Origin of the sequence: Porphyrobacter sp. GA68, assembly GCF_022605525.1 — a bacterium.
Lineage (GTDB): Bacteria > Pseudomonadota > Alphaproteobacteria > Sphingomonadales > Sphingomonadaceae > Qipengyuania_B.
This window is the reverse complement of the sequence record NZ_JAKQYJ010000001.1, coordinates 1,369,118-1,385,699: the sequence shown is the minus strand read 5'-3', so window position 1 is coordinate 1,385,699 and position 16,582 is coordinate 1,369,118. Positions and strand designations below refer to the sequence as shown.

At 65.5% G+C, this 16,582-nt stretch carries 18 protein-coding genes; 13 read left to right on the top strand and 5 right to left on the bottom strand.

The genetic code is table 11. The features are described from left to right. Nucleotides 1-58 precede the first annotated feature (58 nt). Nucleotides 59-1,063, bottom strand: a complete 1,005-nt coding sequence (locus tag LHJ54_RS06935; protein WP_228243173.1) for an AAA family ATPase — start codon at nt 1,061-1,063, stop codon at nt 59-61. Nucleotides 1,064-1,149: 86 nt separating this feature from the next. Between LHJ54_RS06935 and LHJ54_RS06930 the strand changes: the two genes are divergently transcribed. After that, nucleotides 1,150-2,013, top strand: a complete 864-nt coding sequence (locus LHJ54_RS06930) for an oxygenase MpaB family protein (RefSeq protein WP_228243172.1) — start codon at nt 1,150-1,152, stop codon at nt 2,011-2,013. A gap of 112 nt (nt 2,014-2,125) precedes the next feature. Here LHJ54_RS06930 and LHJ54_RS06925 read toward each other — a convergent pair whose 3' ends face one another. Then, nucleotides 2,126-2,737 (bottom strand): superoxide dismutase, encoded by a 612-nt coding sequence (locus LHJ54_RS06925; RefSeq protein WP_228243171.1) that lies wholly within the window; start codon nt 2,735-2,737, stop codon nt 2,126-2,128. Nucleotides 2,738-2,810: 73 nt separating this feature from the next. Continuing rightward, nucleotides 2,811-3,404, bottom strand: a complete 594-nt coding sequence (locus LHJ54_RS06920) for a J domain-containing protein (protein ID WP_228243170.1) — start codon at nt 3,402-3,404, stop codon at nt 2,811-2,813. 47 nt (nt 3,405-3,451) lie between these two features. On the opposite strand from LHJ54_RS06920, the gene LHJ54_RS06915 reads away from it, so the two are divergent. The 5 genes from LHJ54_RS06915 to LHJ54_RS06895 all read left to right on the top strand — a co-directional run bounded on the left by LHJ54_RS06915 (nt 3,452) and on the right by LHJ54_RS06895 (nt 6,817). Continuing rightward, the gene (locus tag LHJ54_RS06915) at nt 3,452-3,721 is read left to right on the top strand and encodes a BolA family transcriptional regulator (RefSeq protein WP_228243169.1); all 270 of its coding nucleotides are present in this window, start codon (nt 3,452-3,454) and stop codon (nt 3,719-3,721) included. Then, complete coding sequence (locus tag LHJ54_RS06910; RefSeq protein ID WP_228243168.1) at nt 3,722-4,561, top strand: helix-turn-helix domain-containing protein; 840 nt, start codon at nt 3,722-3,724, stop codon at nt 4,559-4,561. It abuts the gene before it with no gap. A 45-nt stretch (nt 4,562-4,606) separates the two neighbouring features. After that, nucleotides 4,607-5,488 (top strand): pirin family protein, encoded by an 882-nt coding sequence (locus LHJ54_RS06905; protein WP_228243167.1) that lies wholly within the window; start codon nt 4,607-4,609, stop codon nt 5,486-5,488. A gap of 68 nt (nt 5,489-5,556) precedes the next feature. Then, nucleotides 5,557-5,910 (top strand): DUF1428 domain-containing protein, encoded by a 354-nt coding sequence (locus LHJ54_RS06900; protein WP_228243166.1) that lies wholly within the window; start codon nt 5,557-5,559, stop codon nt 5,908-5,910. 13 nt (nt 5,911-5,923) lie between these two features. Beyond that, the gene (locus tag LHJ54_RS06895; protein WP_228243165.1) at nt 5,924-6,817 is read left to right on the top strand and encodes an alpha/beta fold hydrolase; all 894 of its coding nucleotides are present in this window, start codon (nt 5,924-5,926) and stop codon (nt 6,815-6,817) included. 115 nt (nt 6,818-6,932) lie between these two features. Here the strand turns inward: LHJ54_RS06895 and LHJ54_RS06890 are convergent, their stop codons facing one another. Continuing rightward, entirely contained in the window at nt 6,933-8,072 is a 1,140-nt protein-coding gene (locus LHJ54_RS06890) for a DUF2332 domain-containing protein (RefSeq protein WP_228243164.1), read from the bottom strand. On the opposite strand from LHJ54_RS06890, the gene hisG reads away from it, so the two are divergent. From hisG to LHJ54_RS06855, 7 genes are all read left to right on the top strand, one after another. Continuing rightward, nucleotides 8,071-8,727 (top strand): ATP phosphoribosyltransferase, encoded by a 657-nt coding sequence (gene hisG, locus LHJ54_RS06885; protein WP_228243163.1) that lies wholly within the window; start codon nt 8,071-8,073, stop codon nt 8,725-8,727. The genes LHJ54_RS06890 and hisG overlap by 2 nt on opposite strands. Continuing rightward, on the top strand, nt 8,727-10,019 hold the full coding sequence (hisD, locus tag LHJ54_RS06880) for a histidinol dehydrogenase (RefSeq protein ID WP_228243162.1): 1,293 nt from the start codon (nt 8,727-8,729) through the stop codon (nt 10,017-10,019). Before hisG ends, hisD begins: the two co-directional genes overlap by 1 nt. Beyond that, nucleotides 10,016-10,477, top strand: a complete 462-nt coding sequence (gene nusB, locus LHJ54_RS06875; protein ID WP_228243161.1) for a transcription antitermination factor NusB — start codon at nt 10,016-10,018, stop codon at nt 10,475-10,477. Before hisD ends, nusB begins: the two co-directional genes overlap by 4 nt. 93 nt (nt 10,478-10,570) lie before the next feature. Then, nucleotides 10,571-11,437 carry a thiamine-phosphate kinase gene (gene thiL / locus LHJ54_RS06870; RefSeq protein ID WP_228244323.1) on the top strand — a complete coding sequence of 289 codons (867 nt, stop codon included), beginning with the start codon at nt 10,571-10,573 and terminating at the stop codon, nt 11,435-11,437. 122 nt (nt 11,438-11,559) lie between these two features. Next, nucleotides 11,560-13,731 (top strand): sodium-translocating pyrophosphatase, encoded by a 2,172-nt coding sequence (locus LHJ54_RS06865; protein ID WP_228243160.1) that lies wholly within the window; start codon nt 11,560-11,562, stop codon nt 13,729-13,731. Between the two features lie 124 nt (nt 13,732-13,855). Then, entirely contained in the window at nt 13,856-14,755 is a 900-nt protein-coding gene (locus LHJ54_RS06860) for an acyl-CoA thioesterase II (RefSeq protein ID WP_228243159.1), read from the top strand. A 70-nt stretch (nt 14,756-14,825) separates the two neighbouring features. Then, nucleotides 14,826-15,587: a class I SAM-dependent methyltransferase gene (locus tag LHJ54_RS06855; protein WP_228243158.1), complete on the top strand. Its 762-nt coding sequence runs from the start codon at nt 14,826-14,828 to the stop codon at nt 15,585-15,587. Between the two features lie 140 nt (nt 15,588-15,727). On the opposite strand, the gene LHJ54_RS06850 is transcribed toward LHJ54_RS06855, so the two are convergent. Next, nucleotides 15,728-16,534, bottom strand: coding sequence for a universal stress protein (locus LHJ54_RS06850; protein ID WP_228243157.1), 807 nt, complete (start codon nt 16,532-16,534; stop codon nt 15,728-15,730). Nucleotides 16,535-16,582 lie beyond the last annotated feature (48 nt).

The window sequence follows — 16,582 nt, the reverse complement described above, 5'->3', positions numbered from 1 at the left end:
ACAACACAGGATTGCATAGCCCCAGCCGCATGAACGGGAGCCTACCGTGAAGGCGGACTCAGCCCTTGCCGATCACGCTTTCGGGCAGGTCCACGCCGAACACCCGCTGGTAATATTCAGCGACCAGCATACGCTCTTCCTCGTCACATTTGTTGAGGAAGGAGAGGCGGAAGGCAAAGCCGACATCCTTGAAGATCGCCGTGTTTTCGGCCCAGGCGATCACCGTGCGCGGGCTCATCACGGTAGAGATATCGCCGTTCATGAAACCCTGCCGCGTCAGTTCCGCCACCTTTATCATGTCTGCGGCCAGCTTGGGATCTGTGCCGGGGTTCTTCGCCAGAACGATCCGCTGCTCGGTCGCGGGGGGCAGGTAGTTCAGGCCGACAACGATGTTCCACCGGTCCATCTGCCCCTGGTTGATGGCGTTGGTGCCGTGGTACAGGCCGCTCGTATCGCCGAGGCCCACAGTGTTGGCGGTCGCGAACAGCCGGAACCAGGGATTGGGGCTGATGACCCGGTTCTGGTCCAGCAGGGTCAGCTTGCCCGATTGTTCCAGCACCCGCTGAATGACAAACATGACATCCGGGCGTCCGGCATCGTATTCGTCGAACACCAGGGCGACGGGATGCTGCAGCGCCCAGGGCAGAAGTCCTTCCCGAAACTCGGTCACCTGCAGACCTTCACGCAGAACGATCGCATCGCGGCCGACCAGGTCGATCCGGCTGATGTGGGCATCGAGGTTGATGCGGATGGTGGGCCAGTTGAGGCGCGCGGCAACCTGTTCGATGTGGGTCGATTTTCCGGTGCCGTGATAGCCTTGCACCATTACCCGTCTATCGTGCGCAAACCCGGCCAGAATTGCGAGCGTCGTGTCCGGGTCAAACACGTAGCTGTCGTCGACCAGAGGCACCCGTTCGTCCGCCTGGCTGAAGGCGGGCACCTGCCAGTCGATGTCGACACCAAAGGTTGCCCGCACATCCACTGTCGTATCGGGAGCTGCCAGAGCCGTTCCGCCGGTGTCGTTGTGCCCTGCGGGGGCTTGCATCTTGGGTTGTGCGCTCATCACCCCGCGCGGTAGCGGGCGTGTCGCGCGCGTGCAAGCCGCCAGGCACTCGCATTTGTGGCGGAGGGACATTAGCTTAGGCCGCAATGCCGCTTCCCCGCCTTCCGCTACTCGACCGTGCCGCCGATGGCCTGCGGGGCGAGCTGGTCAGGCGGGTACGGGCAGTGTTCAACGACACCCAGAACGGGCAGCGGCCAATTCCGCCATCTGACAACGCGCTGTTCGCCCGCGACACTCCGATCCGCATGGTCCACGCGGACCTGACGGGGATGATGGTCGGGGGAGTGCGCAGCCTGCTGCTACAGATGCTGCACCCGCACGCCTTGCAGGGGGTTCTCGATCATTCCGACTTCCGTCAGGACATGCACGGCCGGTTGCGCCGCACGGCGCGTTTCATGGCGGTGACAACCTTTGGTGAAGCGCAACAGGCCCAAGCCGCGATCGACGCTGTGAACCGTATTCATACGCGCGTGCAGGGAACCCTGCCTTCGGGCGAACGGTATTCCGCGCAAGACCCCCGGACGCTCGCCTGGGTGCATCTGGCGGGTGCGCAGAGCTTTCTTGCAGGGTACCGGCGCTATGCCCGGCCCGACATGCCCCTCGCGGAGCAGGACGAGTATTACCGGCAGTTCGCCGAGGTCGGCCGCCGCCTTGGCGCGGACCCTGTGCCCAGCTGCGTTGCGGAGGCCGACGCACTGTTCCGCGAGATGCGGGGAGAACTGCGCGCAACGCCGGAGGCGCGGGAGGTGGCCCGGATCGTTCTTAGTGAAAGGCCCGAAGGCACGCCTGCCCCGCTACAGCAGGTCCTGGCGGCAGAGGCGGTGGCGATGCTGCCCCCGTTCGCCCGTGCGATGCTCAACCTTCCAGCGCCCGGCGTAACGGCGGTCGCCAATCGCGCCGCCACCATGGCGGTCGGGCGGACCTTGCGCTGGGCGTTCCGGCAACAATGAACAAGCGCGCTTTGGAATACGCGCCGATAATCGACTAAACCGAGAGGACCAGGCCCGCCAAGGACGGGCGGTCACCCCCTTCCGCCGCCTGGAAGAAGGGGGCAGCAGGCTTCTAGTCAGCAGCCGCTTCGTAGCGTTCCGCGACCTTGTCCCAGTTCACCACGTCCCACCAAGCCTTCAGATAATCGGGTCGCCGGTTGTTGTAGGTGAGGTAGTAGGCGTGTTCCCACACGTCGTTCCCAAGGATCGGGCGTCCCTTGATCTCGGCGATGTCCATGACCGGGTTGTCCTGATTGGGTGTGGAAGTGATGCGCAGATCGCCGGTTTCGTCAACGATCAACCACGCCCACCCGGAACCGAATTGGGCCGCGCCAGCGTCGTTGAACTCGTTCCGCATGGCGTCGAGCGAGCCGAACTTCCTGTCGATAGCCTCGGCCAGACGGCCAGCGGGAGAACCGCCGCCGGGCTTCATGGTTTCCCAGAAGAACGTGTGGTTCCAGTGCCCGCCACCGTTGTTGCGCACCGTCGGAGATTGCGACGAGATGTTGCGCATGATCGCGTCCAGATCCTTTCCCTGCAGCGACTGGTCGCCTTCGATGGCGTCGTTCAGCTTCGTGATATACGCCTGATGATGCTTGGTGTGGTGCAGTTCCATCGTCTTGGCGTCGATGGTCGGCGCCAATGCATCATGGGCATAGGGTAGGTCGGGTAGGGTGAAAGCCATATCTGTCCTCTCTTTCAGGGGTTCACTTGCTTTAACGATCGGCACATGAAAAGTTGCGCGAGCCGATGCGCGATCATGCCAGAGCCCGGCTCTTGCGCAGCAGCTGATACGCCTCCACCACGCGGACCAACCGGTGTTCGTGCTGGCGGTCGCCGCCGTTGCGGTCGGGGTGATAGCGGCGGACCAGTTCGAGGTAGCGGCGGCGCAGGCTTGGCCGATCAGCTTGACTGCCAAGACCCATCACCTCCAGCGCCTTGGCTTCCTCCCGGCTCCAGCGCCCGCTCGTGGCCATCTCCGTTTCACGCTGCGCCCTGTTCCTGATGCCCCCGGCGCGGGCGCTGATCGCGTCGAGCGGGTCGGTGAAATCGTTCCACCTCGGCATGCCGTCGAGTCCGGCGGTGGGCCGGAATGCGGGTTGTTCCGTCCGCCAGCCGCTGACCGGGGATTGAGCCGCCAGTATCTCATCCGCGCTCATGCCCGCGAACCAGTCATAGCCGGCGTTGAATTCCCTCACATGGTCAAGGCACAGCCAGCGCCAGTCTCCGGGTCCATCGAAACTTGGCCCCTGCGCGCCGGGCGCGCGAAATTCGCCCGGCTCTAGGCAGCCGGGATGGTGGCACTCGGGAGAGGCCCCTTCAACACGTCCGTGAAACTTGCTTTGCCGCATGAACCCTTCACAATGGGGTTTGAACAATGCGATGCCAAGGGAGCGCAATGGTGGGAACAATGCAGCAGGAGATGGAGCGCCTGCTTCGCGAGGCGTTCGCCCCGAGCGCGTTGCACGTGGTGAACGACAGCGCCCGGCACCGCGGCCATGCGGGTGACGACGGCAGCGGAGAATCGCACTTCACCATTACCATCGAAGCCGCGGCCTTTGCGGGCAAGTCACGGCTGGAACGACAACGCATGGTGAACCGCGCGCTGGGTGACATACCGGGCGAACGGGTCCATGCACTCGCTATCAGGGCGTCGGCGCCGGACTAGATGCTGCTTTCGCGGACCTATCACCCTCCCCCTTCGCTCGCCGCTTTCGTGCGGCGGTTCTATGTCTTCGAGGCCGTGCTGCCACCTCATCTTGTGATCGAGGACTTCCTGCTCGCTGAAACCGCGTTCATTCGCTGCCTCCTGCAAGGCGACTGGCGCGGCGAGATCGCGCCTGGCGTATGGACTCAGCCGGGACGCACGCTGCTGTTTGGCGCCAACGAGCGGCCCTTCAGGGTGCGCGTGCAGGGCAGCTTCCTGGTGGTTGGCGCCGCGATCCGGCCAAGCGGATGGCGCGGCCTGTTCACGCAGTCGCACCGGGAGTTCACCGACCGCATGCTGCGACTGGAGGACGTCTGGGGCGACCTTGCCCACAGCATGTGCGCCAAAGTGGAGGGTGCGGGAGATGATGCAGCCAAGGTGGCCGCGATGAGCGCTGCGCTGGAACGCCGGTTGGATCAGGTCGGCACGCGCCATGTCGATCCGCAGATGGCCATGTTCGAGGTGATCGCCCGCACGGACAGCGCCATGCGGGTGGAAGATGCTGCTGACCGAGTGGATCTGTCCGTTCGCCAACTTGAGCGGCGATGTCTTGGCACTTTTGGACTTAGCCCCAAGGCGATACTGCGTCGCAGCCGTTATCTCGACATGGCAACGGCCATGCGCGGTTTTTCCAGTCCGACGCAGCACGACCTGGCCGCCCTGCGCTATTTCGACCAGTCGCATGTGACCCGCGAATTCAAGCGGTTCACCGGCATGACGCCGCACTGCTTCGAACGGACCCCGACGCCGCTGCACACAGCCGGCTTGAAGCTGCGGGAGGAAAGCCGGTTCGAAGATTGAACGGCAGCCTTTCCTGCGATGGGTGAACGTGACACAATGGCGCTCATGATCCAGCAGATTATCACGCCCGTCACCCACGATCTCGGCCAGTTCGAGGTGCGCCGCGCCCTTCCCGCCCGCGAACGGTCAATGGTCGGGCCGTTCATCTTCGTCGACCAGTTCGGACCCGCCAGCCTGGACCTGGGCACCGGCATGGACGTGCGCCCCCACCCTCACATTAACCTCGCCACAGTCACCTGGCTGTTCAAGGGGGCCATCGACCATCGCGACTCGCTGGGCTGCTTCGCGACGATCCGGCCCGGTCAGGTCAACCTGATGACGGCGGGTCGCGGCATCGTCCACTCGGAACGCTCTCCGCAAGAGGAGCGGGAGGCCGGGCCGCAGCTTTACGGAATGCAGACCTGGCTTGCCCTGCCGGACGGCGCGGAGGAGATCGACGCGGCGTTCGAGACGCTGACCGAATTGCCGGTGGTTGAGGACAAGGGAGCCAGCGCGACGGTCATCATGGGTCGCCTGTGGGGCGAGCAGGCGGCAACCACCGCCCATTCGCACACGATCTACGCCGAGATAATGCTTGCTCCCGGCGGCTCTTTACCCGTCGAGGACAGCGCCGACGAACGCGCGGTCATGCTGGTGGGGGGCGAGGGAGCAATCGGGGACCAGGTGCTGGAACTCTACACGCTCTACATCCTTCAGCCGGGCGAGACGATGACCCTGCGCAGCGAACGCGGCGGCCGCGTGATGCTGCTGGGAGGAGAAGCGTTCCGAACCCCGCGCCACGTCCGCTGGAACTTCGTCAGCTCGGACCCGGACCGTATCCGGCAGGCGGAGGAAGATTGGCGCGCCGGACGCTTTCCCGTGGTGCCGGGCGATTCCGAAGAATACATTCCTTTGCCGGAAAAGCCCAAGACCGTGTTCTATCCGTGAAGCAGAGCGATGGAGCGGCAGTTTGCGGCAGCGGTTGACCCGCATTGGTGATCACAAGGAGCGTCCTCATGTACGTGCAAGGTTTCATCGTCGCGGTGCCGGAAGGCAACAAGGCAGCCTACGCTGATACTGCCGAGCGGTTCTGGGCGATACTGCGCGATCACGGCGCGCTCAGCAATGTGGAGTGCTGGGAAGCCGATGTGCGCGATGGTCACACCACCGATTTCCGCCGCGCGGTCAGGATCGAGGACGGCGAAAAGGTCGTGTTCGCCTGGGTCACCTGGCCCGACAAGGCGACCGCCGATGCCGCCGGCGAAAAGATGATGCGCGACCCGCGCATGGCCGAATTTGGTGAGATGCCGTTTGACGGCAGGCGGATGATCCATGGCGGGTTCGAACCCCTCGTCGAACGACACGTCTGAGGGAGAACAGCGCATGGAACAACGCCGGATTGCTTTGGCCAACGGCATCGAACTGGACGTGGTGGATGTTGGGCCGCGCGACGGCGAAACGTTGATCTTTCTGCACGGCTTTCCCGAATCCCACCGCACCTGGCGGCACCAGATCGCCCACTTCCAGGATCGCTATCGATGCATCGCGCCGGATCAGCGCGGTTATCGCGGGTCGAGCAAACCGCAGGAGGTGGACGCTTACAAGCCGGACAAGCTGATCGGCGACGTGTTCCTCCTTGCGGAAGCGTTGGATGTGGCGAACTTCACGGTTGTTGGTCACGACTGGGGCGGCGCGATCGCCTGGGGCGTGGCCTTGCAGGGGCAGTTTTCCAAGCGGGTGAACCGCGCGATCATTGCCAATGCCCCGCATCCCGCGATTTTCCAGCGGCTACTGTATCTCGACGAGAACCAGCGCCGGGCCAGTCAGTATATGCGCGGGTTCCGCGACCCGGCCAACGACGCGCTGGTTCGCGAACAGGGGCTGACCGGAATTCTGCTGAAAGAAGTGAAATGGGACCGGCCGGCGCAGATGGAGCCTGATGAACGGGCGGCCCTACTGGCCGATTGGCAGGACCGGGACGCGGCCTTCGGGATGCTGAACTGGTATCGCGCGTCGCCGGTGGTGGTCCCGCCGCTTGATGCGCCGTATGCGCTACCGGAAGGCTGGACCCCGCCCGCACTGCCCAAGCTGACACTGCCCACATTGGTGGTTTGGGCGATGGACGACCTTGCCCTCCCCCCTGAAAATCTGGGCGGGCTTGAGGACGAGGTGGAGAACCTCACCATCGAACAGGTTTCCGGCTGCGGTCACTTTGTGCCGTGGGAGGCGCCGGTCAAAGTCAACGCGGCAATGGAAAGGTTCCTGGCGTCCTCCTGAAGCGGAGTTCCCTCGGCCCGACCACGCAAAATTTCGCGCAAGCGCGGCGGGGGACGCGCATTGGAGCGTCCGCGCAAACCTGATACAGGTCAGCAGGCAGCGGCGAACGGCGGAATCAGAGCCATTCCACCCATTCGCCATGCGGATGCGCGGTTGCGAGCAACGCCCAATTGTTGCCGCCGGGCCAGTACCGCCCGGTCAGTTCATGCCGGTGAACAGTGCGGTTGGCTTCAAGGGAGAGCCAGGCAAGCGGCCGCTCCATCGTAGCCTGCGCGCCCGCGTTTGCCATTGCCGCGGTGATGCGCTCCTGTTCGGGTTCGGTCATGTACTGCCACATCACCGAATGCATCAGCACCCGTGTCGTCCCTGGCGCTTGGTGCCGGCGAAGACGGTTTTCCACGAACGCCGCCGCGGTGACGCGTTGAATGCGGGGCGCCGCTTGGTGAGCCGCCGCGATCGCCGCCTCCAGCCGGACGAAGCGCTCACTGTGCTCAGGCCAGACATAGGCTTTCAGCCGCAGCGCCTCGGCGGGATCCCGCAAATTGAGAGGGGCGACATCGCAACCTTCCAGCGAGACGAAGCCGACTTTCCTCTCTGTCGATGGCGGTGGCCCGCGCCACTCGGGCTTCAGCGTCAACACGGCGTTGTTCGGGGCAACGCGCACATCGCCCAAGCTGTAGGCGTAGCGGTCCAGCATCAGGTTGATCCCCGCGCTGGACCCGATCTCCAGGCACTCGAACGCTGGTGGCAGGCCCCGGCTGCCGAGCCAAAGCATACCTGCAACAAAAGCCCAGGATCGGCCAGCTTCGTTGGTCTGGGGTGGTCCATCAAGCCATGGGAGCAGGAACGCCGCATGGCGTTCCAGCGCGCCGGAAACGATCCCTGCGGCATCACCTTGCGCCCCCGCGTAGATCGGCCCCAGCGCAGGTTCTTGCCCCGATAAGTGCAGGGCATGAAGGCCGCCAGCAATCCGCAACGGCAATGCGTCCGGCAACGGCGCGCCGGGCCATCGCCGCACCCGTTCTCCCACAGGGCCGCCCCGCCCGCTCTCCACCGCAGTCCAGATCGCCGCGACGATCCCGGCCGTTATGGGCGCGCGGTTCGCCTTGCAGTAAGCCACCTGATTGTGGAAGGCGGTCGCAAGCGCCGCGCCTCCGCGCTCGTCCATGGCAACATCTGCCTGTCGTGGTGCCGCTGCATCCTCCGCCATCCGCGATTGCCCTTTTTCAGCCCGGCCCCTATCTGCCGGCGACATGCCGAACCTCCTGACCTTCGCTGTGCCCAAGGGACGCATCCTTGAAGAAGCACTGCCGGTGATGGCACGCGCGGGGATCGTGCCCGAAGCCGCGTTCGGCGACAAGCACAACCGCGCCCTGACATTCGCCTGCCGATCACCCGCGGACATGCGCCTGATCCGGGTACGCGCCTTCGATGTGGCGACGTTCGTGGCTCACGGCGCGGCGCAGCTCGGCATTGTCGGTTCCGACGTAGTGGAAGAATTCGACTACGCCGACCTCTACGCGCCGGTTGATCTGGCCATCGGCCATTGCCGGCTGTCCATCGCGGAACCGGCTGTGGGCACGATGGACGCGCTGCGGGCCAGTCATCTGCGGGTCGCAACCAAATACCCCAACCTGACCCGCCGTCACTTCGAGCGCCACGGCGTTCAGGCCGAATGCGTCAAGCTGAACGGGGCGATGGAGATTGCCCCTGCACTGGGACTGGCCGGGCGGATCGTCGATCTGGTGTCGAGCGGCCGAACCCTTGCGGAAAACGGCCTGGTGGAAACGGATCGCATCATGGATGTCAGCGCCCGGCTGATCGTCAACCGTGCAGCGCTCAAGACCGATCGCCGGATTGCGCCACTGATCGATGCCTTTCGCAGCCTGTCCGAAGCGGAGGCCGCCTGATGCGCCTTTTGCGCTCCGCTGACGATAATTTTGCCACCGAATTCACCGCCATCGTCGACAACCGGCGGGAAGGCGACAACGGCGTGGCAGGCGACGTCACGAAAATCCTGCAGGATGTGAAACAGCGCGGCGATGCGGCATTGGCGGAATACACGGCGCGGTTCGATCGCTTCGAATTGCGCCTGAATGGCGACTGGCGGATTGCTCCGGACGACTGCGCCGCCGCGTATGACGCCCTCGCCCCTGATCTGCGCAGCGCGCTGAACCTCGCGGCGCAGCGTATTCGCGCCTTCCACGAGGCGCAATTGCCGCAGGACCGCGACTACCGCGATGCGGCCGGCATACGGCTGGGAGCGAAGTGGGGGCCGGTCGACGCGGCCGGTCTTTACGTTCCCGGCGGGCGGGCCGCATACCCTTCATCCCTGCTGATGAACGCCATTCCCGCGAAGGTTGCGGGCGTGGATCGGCTCGCGGTTGTGACCCCGACCCCGAACGGGCAGGTCAACCCGCTGGTGCTGGCCGCGGCCCACCTGGCCGGAGTGGACGAGGTCTGGCGCATCGGCGGGGCACAGGCGGTCGCGGCTCTCGCCTATGGCACGGAACGGATCGCCCGGGTCGATGTCATTACCGGACCCGGCAACGCGTGGGTTGCAGAGGCCAAGCGGCAGGTTTTCGGCTTGGTGGGCATCGACATGGTTGCCGGGCCGAGCGAGATACTGGTGGTCGCCGATGCAGCCAACGATCCGGACTGGATCGCTGCAGACCTTCTGTCTCAGGCGGAGCACGATCCGGCCGCACAAAGCATCCTCATCACCGACGACGAGGCGTTCGCCCGGCAGGTCTGTGACGCGGTCGAACGGCAATTGACCGGCCTGTCCACGGCCGAGGCAGCCCGCGCCAGCTGGGACGCGCACGGTGTCGTCATCGTTATCGACTCTCTCGACGCCGCCCCTGCCCTAGCCAACCGCCTTGCTGCCGAGCATGTGGAGCTCGCGGTCGCGGAGCCGGAGGCGCTGTTCGCACAGCTGCGCCATGCCGGCAGCGTGTTTCTTGGCCGCATGACTCCAGAGGCCGTGGGCGATTATGTAGCCGGCCCCAATCACGTCCTGCCGACCGGTCGACGGGCGCGGTTCACCAGCGGCCTGTCGGTGCTCGATTTCATGAAGCGCACCAGCTTCATCGCCGTGCCGGATGCGGCTGCACTCGGCCTCATCGGTCCCGCCGCGGCAACCCTCGCCCATGCGGAGGGTTTGCCTGCTCACGCCCACTCTATCGAGTTACGCCTCCCATGACCGCCAACAAGCTACCCCGCCGCTCAAAGGCCCGTTCCGCGGCGCGGCTCGCCGCCGTGCAGGCGAGCTACCAGCGCGCAATGGAGCAGACGCCGCTTGCCCGGCTGCTGGACGAATTTCACCAGCACCGCCTGGGTCATGAAATCGAGGGCGACGAATACGCCGATGCCGATGTGGCTTTCTTCGACGATCTGGTGCGCGGCGTGGACGCCAGAGGCGAGGAGATCGATCAACTGCTGTCCGCCAAGCTCGCGCAGGGGTGGACCCTCGCCCGGCTGGATCGCACCATGGCGCAGGTGCTGCGGGTAGGAACATACGAATTGCTCGCCCGCAAGGATGTGCCCAAGGCGGCCGTAATCAGCGAGTATGTGGACGTCGCCAAGGCGTTCTTCGACGACAGCCAGGCGAAGTTTGCCAACGGCGTGCTGGACGCGGTGGCCGGAGAGGTGCGCCCGTGAGCCGGCGTCTCGTTGCCGCTTCAGCAGCAGGACACTGACGCGCCCGGCGGCGCCCCCTTTGACAAGTTCAGCCGGGATGGTCACTCCGACCGGATGAACGAAAACGGCCTCCTTGCCGCTCTGCGGGCACTTCCGCTGCATCCCGGCGCGCGCGGTCTGGCGGATGACGCGGCAGTGCTGGATTTAGGCGGGGAGACGTTGATCCTGACGCATGACGTCATGGTGGAAGGCGTGCACTGGCTTCCCGGACAGGACATGGCCGATGTCGCCTGGAAGTTGTTGGCGGTGAATTTGTCCGACCTTGCCGCGAAGGGGGCCGAGCCGGTCGGAGTGCTGCTCGGCTACCAACTCGGGGAAGGAGACGCCCCGTTCCTGAGAGGGTTGCGAGAGGGGCTGGAGGCGTTTCAAGTCGCACTGCTGGGCGGCGACACGGTGGCCGCAGCGGGGCAGCGCTCGTTCGGGCTCACGGCGATTGGCCGGGCGACACATACCCCCGTGCCTGCCCGAAGCGGTGCGAGCGTGGGCGATGCGCTGTTCCTGGCCGGGCCGGTCGGTGCCGCCATGCTGGGGTTCGAAGCGGTGCGGGACGCGACCGGCGCCGACAGTCTCGCCTTCCGCCGCCCCTCTCCGCGCCTGGCTGAAGGACAGGCACTGGCTCCGCTGGTCAGTGCGATGATGGACGTGTCGGACGGGCTGCTGCTGGATGCGCAGCGCATGGCAGAGGCGAGCGGTATGACGATCTGCATCGACAGCAGCGCCGTGCCCTTCGCGGGGCCGGCAGCCCGCAAGGCGGAGGCGATGCGCTGGGGCGACGACTACGCACTGCTCTTCACCGCCGCCGCGGACAGCAGGCTTCCCGTGGCGGCAGAGCGTATCGGCCGGGTGGTGGGCCGGATGGGATCCCCGCTGTTGGTGGACGAGGTTCCGGCGAGAGAGCCGCTCGGCTACCGCCACGGCTGAGCCGCGTTCCACCGGCAAGTGTGAGCGGCCTTGCCAGCGGCCCCAACCGCTATATACCTTGTGTCCAAGATCGGCCCCGCCCCCCGGGCGGAGGACCGTGAGTTTGACAGGGAGGACACCGCGTGGAGCTGATCTGGATTGCGATCGCCTTGGGGTTGCTGGCGATCGTTTACGGCGCCGTCACCAGCAGTCAGGTGCTCAGGATGGGCACCGGCAACGCGCGGATGCAGGAGATTGCCTCGGCCATTCAGGAAGGGGCGCAGGCGTATCTGAAACGGCAATACACCACCATCGCGGTTGTCGGGGCCATCGTCGCGGTGCTCGTGCTTCTGTTCCTGGGGATCGTCAGCGCGATCGGGTTTGTCGTCGGAGCGGTGCTGTCCGGACTGGCGGGCTTCATCGGAATGAACATCTCGGTGAAGGCAAACGTGCGCACGGCGGCAGCCGCGCAGAGCGGACTGCAACAGGGATTGACGGTGGCCTTCCGGGCCGGGGCAATCACCGGGCTGCTCGTTGCGGGACTGGCGTTGCTGGCAATTGCGGTCTTCTTCGTTGTCCTGGTCGGGCCGCTCGGCCTCGCGCCGAACAATCGCACCGTCATCGACGCGCTGGTGGCGCTGGCGTTCGGTGCTTCGCTGATCTCCATTTTCGCCCGGCTGGGCGGCGGCATCTTCACTAAAGCGGCCGATGTGGGCGCCGACCTTGTGGGCAAGGTCGAGGCCGGTATTCCGGAAGACGACCCGCGCAACCCCGCCGTCATCGCTGACAATGTGGGTGACAATGTCGGCGACTGCGCCGGGATGGCGGCCGACCTGTTCGAAACATATGTCGTGACGGTCGGTGCGACCATGGTGCTGACCGCACTGCTGGTGCGCAACATCGGCGACCTGCTGTTGCCCCTGATGGCGTTGCCGCTGCTAATCGGCGGAGCATGCATCCTCACGTCCATCATCGGCACCTACTTCGTGCGGTTGGGCAAGTCGCAGTCGATCATGGGCGCGATGTACAAGGGGTTCCTGGTCACGGCCGTTCTTTCCATTCCGCTGATCTGGTTTGCGATGCAGGCGGCCCTGGGCGACATGAACGCGGTGATCGGCGGGTCGCTGGCCGACGCGACAGAAATCATCGCCATCGAAGGTTCGCCTGCCGAGGAAGGGCTGTCCACCCTGGTCGGCGGCGTGACCGGGTGGGGGCTGTTCTGGTCGGCGATGCTGGGCCTGGTCATCACCGGGCTCATCATCTGGATCACCGAATATTACACCGGCACTCAGTATCGCCCGGTCCGCTCGATCGCCAAGGCATCGGAAACGGGCCATGGCACCAACGTCATCCAGGGGCTGGCGATCAGCATGGAGGCGACCGCATTGCCGACGCTGGTGATCGTCACGGGCATCATCGCTGCGTTCCAATTGGCAGGCCTCCTTGGCATTGCCTATGCCGCCACGTCCATGTTGGCGCTGGCCGGCATGGTCGTGGCGCTGGACGCCTATGGCCCCGTAACCGACAACGCCGGCGGCATCGCCGAAATGGCGGGGCTGGACGACAGCGTCCGCGAAAAGACCGACGCGCTGGACGCGGTCGGCAACACAACCAAGGCGGTGACAAAGGGGTACGCCATCGGTTCGGCGGGGCTGGCCGCACTGGTCCTGTTCGCCGCCTACACAGCGGACCTTGCCGAATACTTCCCCCTGCTCGACCTCGATTTCAGCCTCGAGAACCCGTACGTCATCGTCGGTCTGCTGCTGGGGGCGCTGCTGCCCTACCTGTTCGGCGCGATGGGAATGACCGCCGTGGGCCGCGCGGCAGGCGATGTGGTCAAGGATGTGCGCGAGCAGTTCCGGGAAAAGCCCGGCATCATGACCTACGAGACAAAGCCGGATTACGCCCGCACGGTGGATCTGGTGACCAAGGCGGCGATCAAGGAGATGATCGTTCCCTCACTGTTGCCGGTGCTTGCCCCAATCGTGGTGTATTTCACCATCACCGCCGTTGCCGGACAGGAGAACGGCTTCGCCGCGCTCGGCGCCTTGCTGCTCGGAGTCATCGTGGGCGGCCTGTTCGTCGCCCTGTCCATGACCAGCGGTGGTGGCGCCTGGGACAATGCCAAGAAGTACATCGAGGATGGCCATCACGGCGGCAAGGGGTCGGAAGCGCACAAGGCGGCGGTGACCGGGGACACGGTCGGCGACCCTTACAAGGACACGGCAGGACCGGCGGTCAACCCGATGATCAAGATCACCAACATCGTCGCGCTGCTGCTGCTTGCGGCATTGTACAACGCCGCCGCGCTTTAGGCCGCGGCTCAACCGCGCCCGTCGGGGCTGCGGCGCTGCGGCTACGCGGTGTTCGCATACCCCTGACGCCGGCGCGGAGTTTCTGCTGGATGTGCCCCGCGCCTTGCGGCAGGGCGAACCCCATATGACCGATCAGCCACTGCCCGAACAGATCATCGCCCAATTCGTCCAGCTGCTCAGCGTTGAACGCAAGCACGAGTTTGACTTCACCGGCATACCCCAGCCTGGCGGGGTTGGCCGCGTATTTGGCGGTCAGGTGATCGCCCAGGCGCTGCAGGCAGCGCAGCAATCGGTGGAAGAAGGCAAGAGCGCCCATTCGCTCCACGCCTATTTCCTGCGCGGCGGCCGCGAGGGCGAGGTGATCAATTACGCGGTAACGGCCGACTTCGAGGGCCGCAGCTTTGCGAACCGCCGGGTCGTCGCCAGTCAGCAGGGTGAGCCGATCCTCAACTTCTCCGCCAGCTTCCATCGCGAGGAGGCCGGGCTTGAGCATCAGGCGCCGGTGATGCCGGACGTCGCTCCGCCCGAAGATCTTCCCCCCGAGCACGAGCAGCGCGCCGGGATGATCGCCCGGTTCGGTGACCGCATGACAGAGGGGCAGCGCGCCCTGTTCCTGCGCCCTCGCCCGATAGAGATGCGCACGCCGGGCCAGCTGCACTGGATGAACAGCGACCCCAAGCCGCCGGTGGCGCACAGTTGGTTCCGCACGGTCGCGCGCCTGCCGGACGATCCAGCCCTGCACCGCGCCGTGATCGCCTACGCCAGCGACTATACGCTGCTGGGCACCAGCGTCCTGCCGCATGGGCTGTCCTGGTTTCGCGGAGAACTCACCAGTGCGAGCCTCGATCATGCCCTGTGGTTCCACCGCCCGGCCCGCGCCGACGAATGGCTGCTGTATGCAACCGACAGCCCCTGGTCAGGCGGCGGCAGGGGCTTTAATCGAGGCAGTATCTTCAACCGCGCGGGCGAACTGGTCGCCAGCGTCGCGCAGGAAGGGATGATCCGGCGGCGCCGCAAGGAGTGAAGCGCCCCGCTTGCTAACCTCGTATTCTACCCTGTATGGCGCAGCAGCAGAGTAGAAGCGAGAAAGCAGCTTGACCACCAAACACGCGACCGGGCTGCTGCCGCTGGACCTGCCGGGTCAACAACGCAACAATCGCAACTGGTCTGAAAAGGGCGCATTGCTGGCCTGGGGCTTGATCCAGTGGCCCTGGCTGCTGCGGAGCCTCTACGGCGGCACGGCGGCGAGCAAGCGGGCCTTGCTGGAACGTCTGCACCTGCCTGCGGATGCCTTGCCCAATCTGGGCAGCTGGAAGGCCGACACTTTTTTCCTCCATCGCCTGGTTGACCGGGTTGAGGAACTGCGGCCGCGGGTGGTGGTGGAGCTTGGCTCGGGCGCGACATCGCTGGTCATTGCCGCTGCCCTGCGCGCGAACGGCGGCGGCAGCTTGTATAGTTTTGACCAGCACCGGCCATTCCTGGCCGAAATGGAACGGTGGCTCGCGGAGCACGGGCTGGCGGCCAACTTCCACCACGCCCCGCTGGTCCGGCAGGATGGCTGGCCGGGCGAATGGTATCAACTGCCGTCGATGCCACCACAGATAGACCTGCTGGTGGTGGATGGACCGCCATGGACCGTTCATCCCCTGGTCCGCGGCGCGGCCGAACGGCTGTTCGATCGGTTGACACCCGGCGGCGCGGTAATGCTGGACGATGCCGCCCGCCCCGGAGAGCGCTGGATCACCCGGCAGTGGCGGCGCCGCTGGCCGGACCTGGCGTTTACCTTCGACGGCGGGGGCAGCAAGGGACTGCTGATCGGGCGGCGGCACACGGGCGCGGATACTGCCGGCACCTGATCGGGCCGAACAAGGGCGTTGTCGGGTGCGGCTACAGCCTGCGGCCGCAGGAAAGCCGGCTAAACGCGCGGCATAACACCCACGCGCGCCCATCCCCTTCCATGCCCGCCGCGCAAGGTTCCGAACTAAGATGCGGCGGATCAGTGCGCCAGGAGCAGCGGCAGCTCGACCTTTTTGAGCATGCGATGGGTGACGCCGCCAAAGATCATCTGGCTAAGGCGGGAATGGCCATAGGCGCCCTGCACCATCAACGTGGCCCCGCACTCTCTTGCCGCGCCTTTCAGCATATCGCCGACGTCCTCTCCGCCCTGCGGCAGTTCGCGCAATTCTGCCGAGACGCCGTGCCGCGACAGGTACTCCATAACCGCGAGCGAGGGCAGGCGGGCGCGGTCCTCCTGCTGTACGGCGCTGGCGACCACGACTTGTGCGCTGCGGCGCAGAACAGGCAGCGCGCCACGCACGGCCCGGCCCGCTTCCGGCGATCCGTTCCAGGCGACCAGCACCGGCCCATCCACGTCCAGCCCGGCATGGTCCGGCGATGGAACTAGAACCGGGGTGCGGGTATGGATCGCCAGCCAGCCCACCAGTTGCGACGGCCCCGCCTGCGCCGCCGGGTCGTAAGGTCCGGCGACGATCACATCGGCCAAGGCAGCGTGCTGGGCAAGATGGGTCTCCGGCATGCCGAACCCGAATTGCCAGTCATACGGTATGCCCTCCCGGCGCAGACGCTGTTCGCTGCTCTCGCGCAGCTTTTCCGCGTCTTCTTTCAGAACCGGCAGCAAGCTGGAGGCGCCCATGCCGTAGAAGTCTCCGGGCGAAGGGATCTCGAACGGAACGACCTGACAGCAGGTGAGGTGCCCGCCAAATTCCCGCACAAGGTCCAGCGCGATCTGCAGACGGTTCTCGCAAGCTTGGTCCTGGGTAACATGAAGCAGAACAGATTTCATCGCGTGCAACTCCAGCTAGGCCGGCGGACGCCTCCTGTCCGGTGCGCC

Excerpts from the sequence above, each read along its gene's own strand:
- LHJ54_RS06935 (WP_228243173.1), bottom strand. The coding sequence starts at position 1,063 with ATGAGCGCACAACCCAAGATGCAAGCCCCCGCAGGGCACAACGACACC.
- LHJ54_RS06930 (WP_228243172.1), top strand. The coding sequence starts at position 1,150 with ATGCCGCTTCCCCGCCTTCCGCTACTCGACCGTGCCGCCGATGGCCTG.
- LHJ54_RS06925 (WP_228243171.1), bottom strand. The coding sequence starts at position 2,737 with ATGGCTTTCACCCTACCCGACCTACCCTATGCCCATGATGCATTGGCG.
- LHJ54_RS06920 (WP_228243170.1), bottom strand. The coding sequence starts at position 3,404 with ATGCGGCAAAGCAAGTTTCACGGACGTGTTGAAGGGGCCTCTCCCGAG.
- LHJ54_RS06915 (WP_228243169.1), top strand. The coding sequence starts at position 3,452 with ATGGTGGGAACAATGCAGCAGGAGATGGAGCGCCTGCTTCGCGAGGCG.
- LHJ54_RS06910 (WP_228243168.1), top strand. The coding sequence starts at position 3,722 with ATGCTGCTTTCGCGGACCTATCACCCTCCCCCTTCGCTCGCCGCTTTC.
- LHJ54_RS06905 (WP_228243167.1), top strand. The coding sequence starts at position 4,607 with ATGATCCAGCAGATTATCACGCCCGTCACCCACGATCTCGGCCAGTTC.
- LHJ54_RS06900 (WP_228243166.1), top strand. The coding sequence starts at position 5,557 with ATGTACGTGCAAGGTTTCATCGTCGCGGTGCCGGAAGGCAACAAGGCA.
- LHJ54_RS06895 (WP_228243165.1), top strand. The coding sequence starts at position 5,924 with ATGGAACAACGCCGGATTGCTTTGGCCAACGGCATCGAACTGGACGTG.
- hisG (WP_228243163.1), top strand. The coding sequence starts at position 8,071 with ATGCCGAACCTCCTGACCTTCGCTGTGCCCAAGGGACGCATCCTTGAA.
- LHJ54_RS06890 (WP_228243164.1), bottom strand. The coding sequence starts at position 8,072 with ATGTCGCCGGCAGATAGGGGCCGGGCTGAAAAAGGGCAATCGCGGATG.
- hisD (WP_228243162.1), top strand. The coding sequence starts at position 8,727 with ATGCGCCTTTTGCGCTCCGCTGACGATAATTTTGCCACCGAATTCACC.
- nusB (WP_228243161.1), top strand. The coding sequence starts at position 10,016 with ATGACCGCCAACAAGCTACCCCGCCGCTCAAAGGCCCGTTCCGCGGCG.
- thiL (WP_228244323.1), top strand. The coding sequence starts at position 10,571 with ATGAACGAAAACGGCCTCCTTGCCGCTCTGCGGGCACTTCCGCTGCAT.
- LHJ54_RS06860 (WP_228243159.1), top strand. The coding sequence starts at position 13,856 with ATGACCGATCAGCCACTGCCCGAACAGATCATCGCCCAATTCGTCCAG.
- LHJ54_RS06850 (WP_228243157.1), bottom strand. The coding sequence starts at position 16,534 with ATGAAATCTGTTCTGCTTCATGTTACCCAGGACCAAGCTTGCGAGAAC.